13 protein-coding genes and 1 pseudogene are annotated in these 12,974 nt (G+C 71.9%); 4 read left to right on the forward strand and 10 right to left on the reverse strand.

Annotation, left to right across the window (positions count from 1 at the left end):
* Window positions 1-141: 141 nt before the first annotated feature.
* The 4 genes from N8I86_RS29180 (at window position 142) to N8I86_RS29195 (ending at window position 3,739) form a co-directional block, all read left to right on the forward strand.
* Window positions 142-693: a DUF1697 domain-containing protein gene (locus N8I86_RS29180; RefSeq protein WP_073897873.1), complete on the forward strand. Its 552-nt coding sequence runs from the start codon at window positions 142-144 to the stop codon at window positions 691-693.
* A 55-nt stretch (window positions 694-748) separates the two neighbouring features.
* Window positions 749-1,774 carry a ketopantoate reductase family protein gene (locus tag N8I86_RS29185; RefSeq protein WP_263279068.1) on the forward strand — a complete coding sequence of 342 codons (1,026 nt, stop codon included), beginning with the start codon at window positions 749-751 and terminating at the stop codon, window positions 1,772-1,774.
* An 87-nt stretch (window positions 1,775-1,861) separates the two neighbouring features.
* Complete coding sequence (locus N8I86_RS29190; RefSeq protein ID WP_263279069.1) at window positions 1,862-2,767, forward strand: sigma-70 family RNA polymerase sigma factor; 906 nt, start codon at window positions 1,862-1,864, stop codon at window positions 2,765-2,767.
* Window positions 2,768-3,418: 651 nt separating this feature from the next.
* Window positions 3,419-3,739, forward strand: a complete 321-nt coding sequence (locus N8I86_RS29195) for a hypothetical protein (protein WP_123440088.1) — start codon at window positions 3,419-3,421, stop codon at window positions 3,737-3,739.
* A 34-nt stretch (window positions 3,740-3,773) separates the two neighbouring features.
* Here the strand turns inward: N8I86_RS29195 and N8I86_RS29200 are convergent.
* From N8I86_RS29200 to N8I86_RS29245, 10 genes and pseudogenes are all read right to left on the reverse strand, one after another.
* Window positions 3,774-4,513, reverse strand: a pseudogene (locus tag N8I86_RS29200) (sirohydrochlorin chelatase).
* Window positions 4,514-4,518: 5 nt separating this feature from the next.
* Window positions 4,519-5,397, reverse strand: a complete 879-nt coding sequence (locus tag N8I86_RS29205) for an ABC transporter permease (protein ID WP_263279070.1) — start codon at window positions 5,395-5,397, stop codon at window positions 4,519-4,521.
* Complete coding sequence (locus N8I86_RS29210; RefSeq protein WP_073897327.1) at window positions 5,384-6,169, reverse strand: ABC transporter ATP-binding protein; 786 nt, start codon at window positions 6,167-6,169, stop codon at window positions 5,384-5,386. The genes N8I86_RS29205 and N8I86_RS29210 overlap by 14 nt, the downstream gene beginning before the upstream one ends.
* 34 nt (window positions 6,170-6,203) lie before the next feature.
* Window positions 6,204-7,304 carry an aliphatic sulfonate ABC transporter substrate-binding protein gene (locus N8I86_RS29215; protein ID WP_073897325.1) on the reverse strand — a complete coding sequence of 367 codons (1,101 nt, stop codon included), beginning with the start codon at window positions 7,302-7,304 and terminating at the stop codon, window positions 6,204-6,206.
* 223 nt (window positions 7,305-7,527) lie between these two features.
* Window positions 7,528-8,862 carry a sulfate adenylyltransferase subunit 1 gene (locus tag N8I86_RS29220; RefSeq protein ID WP_263279071.1) on the reverse strand — a complete coding sequence of 445 codons (1,335 nt, stop codon included), beginning with the start codon at window positions 8,860-8,862 and terminating at the stop codon, window positions 7,528-7,530.
* A gap of 2 nt (window positions 8,863-8,864) precedes the next feature.
* A complete protein-coding gene (gene cysD, locus N8I86_RS29225; protein WP_073897319.1) occupies window positions 8,865-9,800 on the reverse strand; it encodes a sulfate adenylyltransferase subunit CysD in 936 nt (311 codons plus the stop codon).
* A complete protein-coding gene (cysC, locus tag N8I86_RS29230) occupies window positions 9,797-10,363 on the reverse strand; it encodes an adenylyl-sulfate kinase (RefSeq protein WP_073897317.1) in 567 nt (188 codons plus the stop codon). Before cysC ends, cysD begins: the two co-directional genes overlap by 4 nt.
* The gene (locus N8I86_RS29235; RefSeq protein WP_123440091.1) at window positions 10,360-11,070 is read right to left on the reverse strand and encodes a phosphoadenylyl-sulfate reductase; all 711 of its coding nucleotides are present in this window, start codon (window positions 11,068-11,070) and stop codon (window positions 10,360-10,362) included. The genes cysC and N8I86_RS29235 overlap by 4 nt, the downstream gene beginning before the upstream one ends.
* Entirely contained in the window at window positions 11,067-11,249 is a 183-nt protein-coding gene (locus N8I86_RS29240; protein ID WP_073897313.1) for a hypothetical protein, read from the reverse strand. Before N8I86_RS29240 ends, N8I86_RS29235 begins: the two co-directional genes overlap by 4 nt.
* On the reverse strand, window positions 11,246-12,943 hold the full coding sequence (locus tag N8I86_RS29245; RefSeq protein ID WP_263279072.1) for a nitrite/sulfite reductase: 1,698 nt from the start codon (window positions 12,941-12,943) through the stop codon (window positions 11,246-11,248). The genes N8I86_RS29240 and N8I86_RS29245 overlap by 4 nt, the downstream gene beginning before the upstream one ends.
* Window positions 12,944-12,974: the final 31 nt, after the last annotated feature.

Below are 12,974 nucleotides of genomic sequence, written 5' to 3' on the forward strand. Positions count from 1 at the left end.
TGTTGAACAAGTCACAGCTGCGTGTAGGAGTTGATCCGCACCCCGCTCATCCGCGAGAGTTTCGCGCAACCCGGCGCACGCCGGGCGCCGGCCGTCGTGCCCACCCCCACGGGGCACGACGGCCGCTCTACAGTGGGCCGGGTGACGACCTATGCGGCGCTGCTGCGCGGAATCAACGTCGGCGGCAACAAGAAGCTCCCCATGGCCGACCTGCGCACGCTGCTGACCGGTCTCGGCCACTCCGGCGTACGCACCCATCTGCAGAGCGGCCAGGCCGTCTTCACCGCCGACCGCGGCGACGCGGAGTCGCTGGCCGCGGAGCTGACCCGGGCCATCGAGCAACGGTTCGGGTTCCTGGTCGACGTGCTCGTGCGCGACCACGGCTATCTGTCGGCGGTCGCCGCGGCCTGCCCCTTCCCGGCCGCCGAACTCGAGGCCAAGCAGCTGCACGTCACCTACTTCTCCGCACCCGTCACCCCGGACCGCTTCGCGGACATCGACCCGGCCGCCCACCTCCCCGAGGAGTTCCGGCTAGGCGACCGCTGCCTCTACCTGTACGCCCCCGACGGCCTCGGCCGCTCCAAGCTCGCGGAGGCGCTGGCCCGGCCGCGGATCACCAAGGGCCTGATCGCCACGAGCCGGAACTGGAACACGGTGACCAAGCTGGTCGAGCTGACGGCTCCGGGGGCGTGACCGCGCGTCCTTCCCGCCGCCGGGGCGCGGCACGTGGTGTGCGAGGCTCTGTTCCATGCGCTACGTCATCATCGGGGCCGGAGCGGTCGGCGGCACGGTCGGCGGCCGGCTGGCCCAGGCGGGGCGCGAGGTCGTCCTGGTCGCACGCGGCCGGCACCTCGCCGCGCTGACCGCGCACGGGCTGCGGCTGCGGGTGCCGCAGGGCGAGTCGACGTACCGGCTGCCGGCCGTCGACGGACCGGGCCCGCTCGGCGAACTGCGCGCCGACGACGTGCTCGTCCTCGCCGTGAAGACCCAGGACACCGTGGCCGCCCTGGACGCCTGGGCGCGCGCGCCCGTCGCGGGCGGCGGCACGGCGGCCGAACGACTGCCGCTCGTCTGCCTGCAGAACGGTGTGGAGAGCGGACGGCTCGCCCTGCGCCGCTTCCGCCGGGTGTACGGCGTCTGCGTCTGGCTGCCCTCCACCTTCGTGGAACCCGGCGTGGTCTCGGCGGCCGGCACCCCGCTCACCGGCATCCTGCACCTCGGCCGCGTCCCGCACGGCACCGACGGCACCGCCCACCGGATCGCCGCCGACCTCCAGGACGCGTACTTCGAGGCGCCGGTGGTACCGGACGTGGCCCGCTGGCAGTACGCCAAGTTGCTGGGCAATCTCGGCAACGCCCTGGAAGCGGTGAGCGGGCCCGTCAGCGGCGAGGCGGCCGAGGCCCTGTACGCCCGGGTGCGGGCCGAGGGGGAGGGCGTGCTCGACGCGGCAGGCATCGCCCACGTGAGCGCCGAGGAGCAGCGCGCGGCTCGCGGCGACAAGGTCACGCCGGTCCCGCTGGACGGGGCCCCGCGCGGCGGCGGTTCGTCCTGGCAGTCCCTCGTCCGGGGCACCGGCACCATCGAGGCGGACTACCTCAACGGCGAGATCGTCCTCCTCGGCCGGCTGCACGGCGTGCCGACCCCGCTCAACGAGCTGCTCCAGCGGATCGCCGGGGAGTTCGCGGCGCGGCGCCGGGCGGCCGGCTCCCTGCCGGTCGCCGAACTGGTCGCCATGGCCGACCGGGCCGGCGGGGCGGCGGCACAACACGGTTGATCTTCGGGCCGGTTCGGTGTTTCGTGGGCCCCGTCCGGGGCGCGCGGCCGCTCGGGGCCGGCGGGCACAGGGGAGGACGGGAAACGGGTGGACGACTTCACGGGGGACGCCGGGCAGCGGCTGGCCGCGCGGTTCGAGGCGGACCGGCCGCACCTCACGGCCGTGGCCTACCGGCTGCTCGGGTCGGCCACCGAGGCCGACGACGCGCTGCAGGAGGCCTGGCTGCGGGCCCGGCAGGCCGACACCGGCGAGGTCGGCAACCTCACCGGCTGGCTGACCACCGTCGTCACCCGCGTCTGCCTGAACCTGCTGCGGGCCCGCCGCAACCGTCGCGAGGACGCCCTCGACGCCCACGACTCCCCGGCCGCGGCCGTCACCGAGTCAGGCGACCCGGCCCGTGAGGCACTGCTGGCCGACGAGGTCGGCATCGCGCTGCTGGTCGTCCTCGACGCCCTGAGCCCCGCCGAGCGGGTCGCCTTCGTGCTGCACGACATGTTCGCGGTGCCGTTCGAGGAGATCGCCCCGCTGATCGACCGGAACCCGGCCGCCACCCGGCAACTGGCCAGCCGCGCCCGGCGCCGGGTCCGGGGCCGGGAACCCGTGCCCACCGCCGGCGCGGGCCGCCGCCGTGAGGCCGTCGAGGCGTTCCTGGCGGCCACCCGCGGCGGCGACTTCACGGCACTGTTCGCCCTGCTCGCCCCGGACGTGGTGCTGCGCGCCGACGCCCTGGTGGTGCCCACACCCGAACCGCTCACCGTCCAGGGCGCCGAGCCCGTCGCCCGGGGAGCCATGGCCGCCGTGGCCCGGGCCCGGCTCACCGGGGTCGCCCTGCTGGACGGCCGGATCGGCCTGGTCATGGCGGAGCGCGGACACCCGCGCCTGGTCCTGGCCTTCACCTTCGGCACGGAGGGTCTGATCACCGGCATTGACATCACGGCGGACCCGGAACGCCTGCGCGCCATCGACATCGGCCCCGCGGACACCGGCCGCTGAGCCGCCCCCCGGGGGGCCCGAAGCCGCCCGGACCGGGGTTGGCCGATAAACGTCCATCGAGCCCGGACACCCCGCTCCGCCTGTGACACACGGGGCGTGTCCGGCGCAGAACCAAGAGCCACCGCGGTCCGACGTCACAGGGGAACGCCGGACCGCGGGGGCCGTTACCACGGCGCCGCCCCCGATAGGCCCGGGTCGCCGAACTCCGCGAGAAATCCGTAGCCGCTCCCTAGTCTGGAGCGCGCGGAACAGCCGGAGGGGAGACGGATGAAGGCGACGGGCGGGCCCCTGCCTCAGTGCGGCGGCGGCACATGCCCGCCGCGCAGGCCTCCGGCCGCCGGTCAACGGACCGTCGTCACTCGGACGGGTGGCGGTTTTCGGCCCACTTGGCGTGCGTGCGGCCGTCCGTGGCACCGTGATCGCGAAAACGCGCCCGACGCGACCCGTCGGACCTTCCTCCCCGTCCGGGCCGCGCGTCGAGGCGCATGTCACGGCGTCCGTCAAGGCGCACGTCAAGGCCGCACCGGACGCCCGTACCCGGACCCCCGGCATCGGTAACGTCGGCCCCCGGCACCGCCCGCCCGAATCCGGACCCGAGCCCGCCACGGCCGCTCAGGACCGAAGCCCCAGGACCAGAAGCGAGGACAGGACATGAGCACGTACAACTTCGGACATGTCAACGGACCGGCCGGCTTCGGTGATCCGGGCAGCACCGCCGACCCCTACGCCCTGGACCTCGAAAGCCTGATGCACACCGCCGACCGGCTCACCGAGACCCTGCACGCCGAGTACCCGGCGCTCGTCGGCCACGGCGAGGTCATCCAGCGCGAGCTGGCGCTGTCCGCCGAGGACGGCCTGCCGCCCAACCGCGGCCGTATCCGCACCGCGCTGGAGGTGGTCGCCATCCGGGCGGCGGCCGGGACCGGCAGCCTCACCTACACCCAGCACCTCACGCACGCCCTCGGTCTGTGACCGGCCGCAGCCGCACCGGGCGCGGCGGCCGGGATCAGGCGCCGAGCGCCGCGAGGACCGGCCGGCGGGCCGCGTCGTAGCGTTCCAGCAGCACCCGCGCCACCTCCGGCGCGGGCCCAGCACATCCGCGAGCACGTCCGCCCCGGCCGCGCCCCGCGCGATGCGGTCCGGCAGGAAGCCGGGCGCCAGGACGTACGGCGCGACGGCCACCCGCTCGCAGCCGAGAGCGCGCAGCTCCCGTACGGCGTCCTCGGTGCGCGGAAGGGATGCGGAGGCGAACGCAGGCCGCACGGCGCACCAACCGGTGTGCCACCACTCCCGCGCGATGTCGGCGATCACTGCGCTCGCCTCCGGGTCGGAGGACCCCGCCGAGGCCAGCACGACCCCGGTCGAGGACTTGTCGGCGGGCGTCAGACCCGCCTCGTACAGGCGCCGTTCCAGCGCCGAGACCAGCAGCGGGGACGGGCCGAGCACCTCAGCCTGCCGGATCCGCAGCCGCGCCGGCGCCTCCCGCAGCACGGCGGGGATGTCTGCCTTGGCGTGGAAGGCGCGGGTCAGCAGCAGCGGCAGGGCGACGACGTCCCGCACGCCCTCCGCCGCCAGCGACTCCAGCACCCCCGGCACCGAGGGGACGTTGAAGTCCAGGAAGCCGGTCTCCACGCGCAGCCCCGGCCGCATCGACCGCACCCGCCGCACGAGGGCGTGCACGGTCGCGGCGTGCCGGGGATCGCGGCTGCCGTGGGCGACGACGAGGAGAACGGGCTTCGTGTGCACGGTGATCAGCTCTTCACCAGCAGACCGCGGCTGCGCAGCACCCACCGCTCCAGCGGACTGAAGATCAACAGGTCGATGGCGATGCCCACGAACAGGATGAGCAGGATCGCCTCGAACACCATGGCCATGTCGCTCGCGGTGCGGGCGTTCTCCAGCAACTGGCCGAGGCCCACGCCCAGATCGGGGAACTGGGCGATGATCTCGGCGGCCATCAGCGACCGCCAGGAGAACGCCCAGCCCTGCTTCAGGCCCGCCACGTAACCGGGCAGCGCCGCGGGAAGGGTGACGTACCAGACGCCCTTGACGCCCGTCGCGCCCATCGTGCGGCCGGCGCGCAGGAACAGCGGCGGGACCTGGTCGACACCGGACACCAGCCCGTTGGCGATCGAGGGGACCGCGCCGAGCAGGATCACCGCGTACATCATGGAGTTGTCCAGGCCCAGCCAGATCACGGCCGGCGGCACCCACGCCACCGAGGGCAGCGACTGCAGACCGGACAGGATCGGGCCGATGGCCGCGCGCACGAACCTCACCCGCGCCACCAGCAGTCCCAGCGGGGTGCCGATGAGCAGCGCGAAGAAGAAGCCCAGCAGACCGCGCGAGACGCTGGTCCAGATGTAGCCGAGCAGATTGCCCTGCACCCAGGCGTCCTGGAACGCGTGCCCCACCGCCGACAGCGAGGGCAGCTTGGTCGGGTCGTCGACGACCGGGTAGAGCAGGGACCAGACCACCAGGACCACCGCGATCGCGATGACCGGCGGGAGGACCTTGTTGACGAGGGTGTGCCGCAGGGTCGGCCGCCCGGTGGCCGCCGTCTCCAGTGCGTCCAGGCCCGCCTCGACGCTCCCCGCGTCCTGGCCCGGCTTCGTCTCAGTGCTGGCCATGACGGCGGATCTCCCCACGCAGTACATCGGTGATCTCAAGGGACAGTTCGGCCACGGGCGCGTCCTCGATGCGGCGCGGCTGCGGGATGTCGACCGTCCACTCGCGCGCGATCCGGCCCGGACGGGAGGACAGCAGGACGACCCGCTGGGCGAGCCGCACCGCCTCGCGCACGTTGTGCGTGACGAACAGGACCGACAGACCCGTCTCCTGCCAGATCCGGGTCAGCTCGTCGTGCAGCACGTCCCGGGTGATGGCGTCCAGCGCCGCGAACGGCTCGTCCATCAGCAGGATCTGGCTCTCCTGGGCCAGCGCTCGGGCCAGCGCCACCCGCTGGCGCATACCGCCCGACAGCTCGTGGACGCGCTTGCCGTACGCGCCCCGCAGCCGGACGAGTTCGAGCAGCTCCTCGGCCTTGCCGCGCCGCTCGTTCTTCGGCACCCCCCTGAGTTTCAGGGCGAGTTCGATGTTCTTGCCCGCGGTCAGCCACGGGAAGAGGGCGTGCTCCTGGAACATCAGGGCCGGGCGGCCGTCCGTGCGGATGGCACCCGCGGTGGGCCGGTCGAGGCCGGCCACCAGGTTGAGCAGCGTGGACTTGCCACAGCCCGAGGCCCCCAGGAGGGTGACGAACTCACCCGGCGCGACATCGATGCTGATGTCGTCCAGCACGAGCTGCTGCCCCGCCGGGGTCGCGAAGGACTTCGAGACGTGCTCAAGGCGTGCCGCGTACTCGACCGACTCGGCGGCCTTGGTGAGAGTCGTGGTCGTGGCCATGGTCGTCACCTCCTGGGAACTCGTCGGATCCGTGTCAGCTGCCGAGACCGGCGTCGCCGACCGCGCTCGCGCCCTCGGCCTTCAGGACCTTGTTGAGGAGCGTGAGGTCGTAGATCCCGTTCAGGTTCGGCTTCTCCAGCAGACCGGCCTTGACCGCGTGGTCCGCCTCGGTGTGGAGCGTGGACGCCAGCGGGTCGTCGGTGAAGCGGATCGACTTCCACGCCGGGTCGAGGACGTCGGCCGGCAGGGCCTTGCCGGAGTCCGACTCCAGCTGCTTGTTCGCGGCGGCCTTCGCCTCGTCCGGGTTGGCGTTGATCCACTTGTTGGTCTCGACCGACGCCTTCAGGACGGCCTCGACCGCCTTCGGGTGCTCCTTGAGGAAGGCCTGCCGCACGATGATGTTCGTGATCACGAACTTCTTGTCCGGCCACAGCGACGACTCGTCCAGCAGCACCTTGCCGCCCTCGGCGACCAGCTTCGACGCGGTCGGCTCCGGCACCCAGGCACCGTCGACCGACCCCGACTTGTAGGCGTCCGGGGTGATCTTGTTGTCGGTGCGGACGACCGTCACGTCACCCTTGCCGCTCTGCGCGTCGACCTTCCAGCCCTGCTCGGCGGCCCAGTTGAGGAAGGCCACGTCCTGCGTGTTGCCCAGCTGCGGGGTGGCGATCCGCTTGCCCTCGACGTCCTTCAGGGTCTTGATCTTCTTCGGGTTCACCACGAGCTTCACGCCGCCCGAGGCGGAACCGCCGATGATCTTCAGGCTCTTGCCGCCCGACTTGGTGAAGCCGTTGATCGCGGGGGAGGGGCCGATCCAGCCGATGTCGATGGACCCGGAGTTCAGCGCCTCGATCTCGGACGGGCCGGCGTTGAAGGTCGCGGGCTCGACCTCGGTGGCTCCCAGTTCCTTCTGGAAGATGCCCTTCTGCACACCGACCAGCGCGGTGGCGTGCGTCAGGTTGCCGAAGTAGCCGATCTTGACGGAGTCGAGACCGTCGATCTTCTTCGCCCCGGCGGCGACCTTGGCGGTGTCGTCGTCCTTTGCCTCGGAGCCGTAACCGCAGGCGGCGAGGGTGAGAAGAGGGAGCGCGGCTATCACCGCGAGGGTACGGCGGAACGCTTGTGTGGCAGGCACGGGAGGTGTTCCTCTCGGAGGCCCGGCGGTCACGGTCTTTCAGGTCGTGGCCGGGAGGTCGGCAGGTCTTCGTCTACGGCTGTGGGGGGTCAGGGCGCGCGGGCAGTGCGCGTACGTCAGCACGCACATCGCGCCACTCCGCCCTGTCCGCTGCCGAGCGCACCGCTGCCGACGCGGCCGCCCTCCTTCGCGAACGTGGACCAGTAGTCGGTGATGTTCATGGTCAGAAGTCCCACCCGTCGTCCCCGGCCTCGTCCTTGACGGGCTCGGGGGCCGCGAACGACTCGCCGACCATGCCCGCGGTGAGCGTGGTGCCGTCGTTCGGGTCGATGAGGATGAAGGAGCCCGTGCGGCGTGAGTCGGCGTAGGCGTCGACCGGCAGCGGCTCCGCGGTACGGATCTTCACCCGGCCGATGTCGTTGGCGGCGAGCCGGCCCGGGTGCGGGTGCAGGGACAGGTCGTCGAGCGTCAGCCGGGACGGGATGTCCTTCACGATCGCCTTGACCGTGCGGGTGCCGTGCTTGAGCAGGACCCGGTGGCCGACGGTGAGCGGGGCGTCCGCGACATGGCAGACGGTCGCCTCCACGTCCTGCGTGGTGGCCGGCGCGTCCTTCGTCGGCACGATCAGGTCGCCGCGCGAGACGTCGATGTCGTCCTCCAGCAGGAGGGTCACCGACTGGGTCGTCCAGGCCACGTCGACCGGCGTGCCCAGCAGGTCGATGCCGGAGACCGTCGTCGTCCGGCCGGACGGGAGGACCGTGACCCGGTCGCCGACGCGGAAGGTGCCGGCCGCGATCTGGCCCGCGTAGCCACGGTAGTCCGGGTGCTCGGCGGTCTGCGGCCGGATCACGTACTGCACGGGCAGCCGCGCGTGGCAGTGCGCCAGGTCGTGGCTGACCGGCACCGTCTCCAGGTGCTCCAGCACGGTCGGGCCGCCGTACCAGTCCATGTTCGCGGACGGCTCCACGACGTTGTCGCCGGCGAGCGCCGAGATCGGGATCGCGGTGACCTCCGGGACGCCCAGCTCGGTCGCGTACGCCGTGAACTCCTGGGCGATCGTCGCGAAGACGCCCTCCTCGTAGCCGACGAGGTCCATCTTGTTGACGGCGAGGACGACGTGCGGGACCCGCAGGAGGGCGGCGATGGCCGCGTGCCGCCGGGTCTGCTCGACCACGCCGTTGCGGGCGTCGACCAGGACGACCGTCAGCTCCGCGGTGGACGCGCCCGTGACCATGTTGCGCGTGTACTGCACATGACCGGGGGTGTCGGCCAGGATGAAACGGCGGCGGGGCGTGGCGAAGTAGCGGTACGCCACGTCGATCGTGATGCCCTGCTCCCGCTCGGCACGCAGGCCGTCGGTGAGCAGCGCGAGGTCGGGGGCGTCCTGTCCGCGGCTCGCGGAGGCCCGCTCCACGGCCTCCAGCTGGTCGACGAGGACCGACTTGGAGTCGTGCAGCAGCCGTCCGACCAGCGTGGACTTGCCGTCGTCGACGGAGCCGGCGGTGGCGAACCGCAGCAGCGTGGTGGCCGAGAGCGCCTCGGTCGTGGTGGTGCTCATGCTTAGAAGTACCCCTCGCGCTTGCGGTCTTCCATCGCGGCCTCGGAGAGCTTGTCGTCGGCGCGGGTCGCGCCGCGCTCGGTGAGCCGGGAGGCGGCGATCTCGGCGATGACGGCGTCCAGCGTGGTGGCGTCGGAGTCGACCGCGCCGGTGCAGGACATGTCGCCGACGGTCCGGTAGCGGACCAGGCGCCGCTCGACGGTCTCACCGTCCTTGGCGCCGCCCCACTCGCCCGCGGTCAGCCACATGCCGGCCCGCGCGAACACCTCGCGCTCGTGCGCGAAGTAGATCTGCGGCAGCTCGATGTCCTCGCGGGCGATGTACTGCCACACGTCCAGCTCGGTCCAGTTCGACAGCGGGAAGACCCGGACGTGCTCGCCCGGGGCGTGCCGGCCGTTGTAGAGGTTCCACAGCTCCGGGCGCTGGCGACGCGGGTCCCACTGGGAGAACTCGTCGCGCAGGGAGAACACGCGCTCCTTGGCGCGGGCCTTCTCCTCGTCCCGGCGGCCGCCGCCGAAGACGGCGTCGAACCGCTCGCTCTGGATCTTCTCCGTCAGCGGGAGCGTCTGGAGCGGGTTGCGGGTGCCGTCGGGGCGCTCCTTGAGCACACCGCGGTCGATGTAGTCCTGTACGGAGGCCACATGCAGGCGCAGACCATGGGCGGCGACCACCCGGTCCCGGTACTCCAGCACCTCGGGGAAGTTGTGCCCGGTGTCCACGTGCAGCAGGGAGAAGGGCACCGCCGCCGGGGCGAACGCCTTGAGCGCGAGGTGCAGCATGACGATGGAGTCCTTGCCACCGGAGAACAGGATCACCGGGTTCTCGAACTCGCCCGCCACCTCACGGAAGATGTGGACCGCCTCGGACTCCAGCGCGTCCAGGTGCGAGAGCGCGTACGGGCTCTCCGTGCCTTCCTCCGCCTTGAAGGCCGTGGTCATGCCAGTCCCCTCTCGCTCAGCAGCGCGTGCACGGACGCGGCGGACTCCCGCACCGTCTGGTGCTGCGACTCGATCCGCAGATCGGGCGTCTCCGGCTCCTCGTACGGGTCGTCCACCCCGGTGAGCCCGGACAGCTCGCCCGCGGCCTGCTTGGCGTACAGCCCCTTCACATCGCGCTCGCTGCACACGTCGACCGGGGTCGCCACATGGATCTCCAGGTACGGCGTCCCGTTCTCCTCGTGCCGCTTGCGCACCGCGTCCCGGCTGTCCGTGTACGGCGCGATCACCGGCACCAGCGCCTTGACGCCGTTGCGGGCCAGCAGTTCGGCGACGAAGCCGATGCGCTGCACGTTGGTGTGCCGGTCCTCGCGCGAGAAGCCGAGCCCCGCCGAGATGAACTCGCGGATCTCGTCGCCGTCGAGCACCTCGACCCGGTGGCCCTCGGCACGCAGCCGGCCCGCCAGCTCGTACGCGATGGTGGTCTTGCCGGCGCTCGGCAGACCCGTGAGCCAGACGGTGGCTCCGGTCGTCACGTGGTTCTCCTGAATCCGCTCGTCGGTCATCCGTGCAGCCCGCACTCGGTCTTGTTGCGCCCCGCCCAGCGGCCGGCACGCGCGTCCTCGCCCTCCAGGACCCTGCGGGTGCACGGGGCGCAGCCGACGGACGCGTAGCCGTCCGTCAGCAGGGGGTTGGTCAGCACGCCGTGTTCCGCGACGTACGCGTCCACGTCGTCCTGGGTCCAGCGGGCGATCGGGGAGATCTTGACCTTCCGCCGCTTCTCGTCCCACCCGACCACGGGGGTGTTCGCCCGGGTCGGGGACTCGTCGCGGCGCAGGCCGGTCGCCCACGCCCGGTAGCCCTTGAGGCCCTCCTCCAGCGGCCGCACCTTGCGGAGCCCGCAGCACAGGTCCGGATCGCGGTCGTGCAGCTTCGGCCCGTACTCGGCGTCCTGCTCGGCGACGGTCTGCCGCGGCGTGAGGGTGATGACGTTGACGTCCATCACCGCCGCCACGGCGTCCCGGGTGCCGATGGTCTCCGGGAAGTGGTAGCCGGTGTCGAGGAAGACGACGTCGACGCCCTTGAGTACGCGCGAGGCGAGGTGGGCGACCACGGCGTCCTCCATCGAGGAGGTGACGCAGAATCCGCTGCCGAACGTGTCCACCGCCCACCGCAGGATCTCCAGGGCGGAGGCGTCCTCCAGGTCGCGGCCGGCCTGCTCGGCGAGTTGCTGCAACTCGTCGTCGGTGCGCTGGTCCTGAGCGGTCGTCATATGTGCTCGTCCCCTCCGTCGTCGGCTCGCTGCAGGCCCCGGGCGAGCAGCCCGAGGAACTTCAGCTGGAAGGCGCGGTTGCACGCCCCGCATTCCCAGGCGCCGTGGCCCTGCTCGTTCGGACGCAGGTCTTCGTCGCCGCAGTAGGGGCAGAAGAAGGGCGCGGCCCGCTCGCTCACGACAGGGCCTCCTCGGAAGCACGCGCGGTCCAGGTGGCGAACCGCTCGCCGTCCTCGCGCTCCGCCTGGAAACGCTTCAGGACCCGCTCGATGTAGTCGGGCAGCTCGTCCGAAGTGACCTTCAGACCGCGGACCTTGCGGCCGAAGCCCGCCTCCAGGCCGAGCGCGCCGCCGAGGTGGACCTGGTAGCCCTCGACCTGCTCGCCCCGCTCGTCGAGGACGAGCTGGCCCTTGAGACCGATGTCCGCCACCTGGATGCGGGCGCAGGCGTTCGGGCAGCCGTTGAGGTTGATGGTGATCGGCTCCTCGAAGCCCGGCAGCCGGCGCTCCAGTTCGTCGATCAGCTGGGCACCGCGCTGCTTGGTCTCGACGATGGCGAGCTTGCAGAACTCGATGCCGGTGCAGGCCATCGTGCCGCGCCGGAAGGTGGACGGGCGGGCGGTGAGGTCCAGCGCCTCCAGGCCCTCGACCAGCGAATCGACCTGGTCCTCCTCGACGTCGAGGACGATCATCTTCTGCTCGACGGTGGTGCGGACCCGGCCGGAGCCGTGCGCCTCGGCGAGGTTGGCGACCTTGGTGAGGGTGGCGCCGTCGACGCGGCCCACGCGCGGCGCGAAACCGACGTAGAACCGGCCGTCCTTCTGCCGGTGCACGCCGATGTGGTCGCGCCACTGCCGGCTCGGCTGCTCGGGGGCGGGCCCGTCGACCAGTTCGCGCCGGAGGTACTCGTCCTGCAGCACCTGACGGAACTTCTCCGCGCCCCAGTCGGCGACGAGGAACTTCAGCCGGGCGCGGTTGCGCAGGCGGCGGTAGCCGTAGTCGCGGAAGATCGAGATGACGCCCTCGTAGACGTCCGGGACCTCGTCGATCGGCACCCATGCGCCGAGCCGCACACCGAGCTTGGGGTTGGTGGACAGACCGCCGCCGACCCACACGTCGAAGCCCGGGCCGTGCTCGGGGTGCCGGACGCCGACGAACGCCACGTCGTTGATCTCGTGCACCACGTCGAGCAGCGGCGAACCCGAGATGGCCGTCTTGAACTTGCGCGGGAGGTTCGAGTACGCCGGGTTGTTCAGGACGCGGCGCTTGATCTCCTCCAGCGCCGGGGTCGCGTCGATGATCTCGTCCTCGGCGATGCCCGCGACCGGCGAGCCGATCATCACGCGCGGGGTGTCGCCGCAGGCCGTGACCGTGGACAGGCCCACACCCTCCAGCCGGTCCCAGATCTCCGGCACGTCCTCGATCCGGATCCAGTGGTACTGCACGTTCTGCCGGTCGGTGATGTCCGCCGTACCGCGCGCGAACTCCTGCGAGATCTCCCCGATCACCCGCAGCTGCCGGGTCGTGAGCGCGCCGCCGTCGATGCGGACCCGGAGCATGAAGTACTCGTCGTCCAGCTCCTCCGGCTCCAGGATCGCGGTCTTGCCGCCGTCGATCCCGGGCTTGCGCTGGGTGTACAGCCCCCACCAGCGCATCCGGCCGCGCAGGTCGCTCGGGTCGATCGAGTCGAAACCACGCTTGGAGTAGATCGTCTCAATGCGTGTCCGCACATTGAGACCGTCGTCGTCCTTCTTGACCTGCTCGTTGCCGTTGAGCGGGGTGAAGTGCCCCGCTGCCCACTGACCCTCGCCGCGGTGACGGCTCACCTTGCGGCGGGGCGCGGAGGCGGCAGGGTTCTGTGGGGTGGCGGCCATGGTTGGTACGTCCTTCGGGACAGGGGAAAGC

This window comes from Streptomyces albidicamelliae (assembly GCF_025642175.1).
In the GTDB taxonomy this organism is placed as follows: Bacteria; Actinomycetota; Actinomycetes; order Streptomycetales; family Streptomycetaceae; genus Streptomyces; species Streptomyces albidocamelliae.

What these genes read in the sequence shown, in the direction of transcription:
- N8I86_RS29245 (WP_263279072.1), bottom strand. Translation starts at nt 12,943, where the DNA reads ATGGCCGCCACCCCACAGAACCCTGCCGCCTCCGCGCCCCGCCGCAAG.
- cysC (WP_073897317.1), bottom strand. Translation starts at nt 10,363, where the DNA reads ATGACCGACGAGCGGATTCAGGAGAACCACGTGACGACCGGAGCCACC.
- N8I86_RS29185 (WP_263279068.1), top strand. Translation starts at nt 749, where the DNA reads ATGCGCTACGTCATCATCGGGGCCGGAGCGGTCGGCGGCACGGTCGGC.
- N8I86_RS29220 (WP_263279071.1), bottom strand. Translation starts at nt 8,862, where the DNA reads ATGAGCACCACCACGACCGAGGCGCTCTCGGCCACCACGCTGCTGCGG.
- cysD (WP_073897319.1), bottom strand. Translation starts at nt 9,800, where the DNA reads ATGACCACGGCCTTCAAGGCGGAGGAAGGCACGGAGAGCCCGTACGCG.
- N8I86_RS29210 (WP_073897327.1), bottom strand. Translation starts at nt 6,169, where the DNA reads ATGGCCACGACCACGACTCTCACCAAGGCCGCCGAGTCGGTCGAGTAC.
- N8I86_RS29195 (WP_123440088.1), top strand. Translation starts at nt 3,419, where the DNA reads ATGAGCACGTACAACTTCGGACATGTCAACGGACCGGCCGGCTTCGGT.
- N8I86_RS29205 (WP_263279070.1), bottom strand. Translation starts at nt 5,397, where the DNA reads ATGGCCAGCACTGAGACGAAGCCGGGCCAGGACGCGGGGAGCGTCGAG.
- N8I86_RS29235 (WP_123440091.1), bottom strand. Translation starts at nt 11,070, where the DNA reads ATGACGACCGCTCAGGACCAGCGCACCGACGACGAGTTGCAGCAACTC.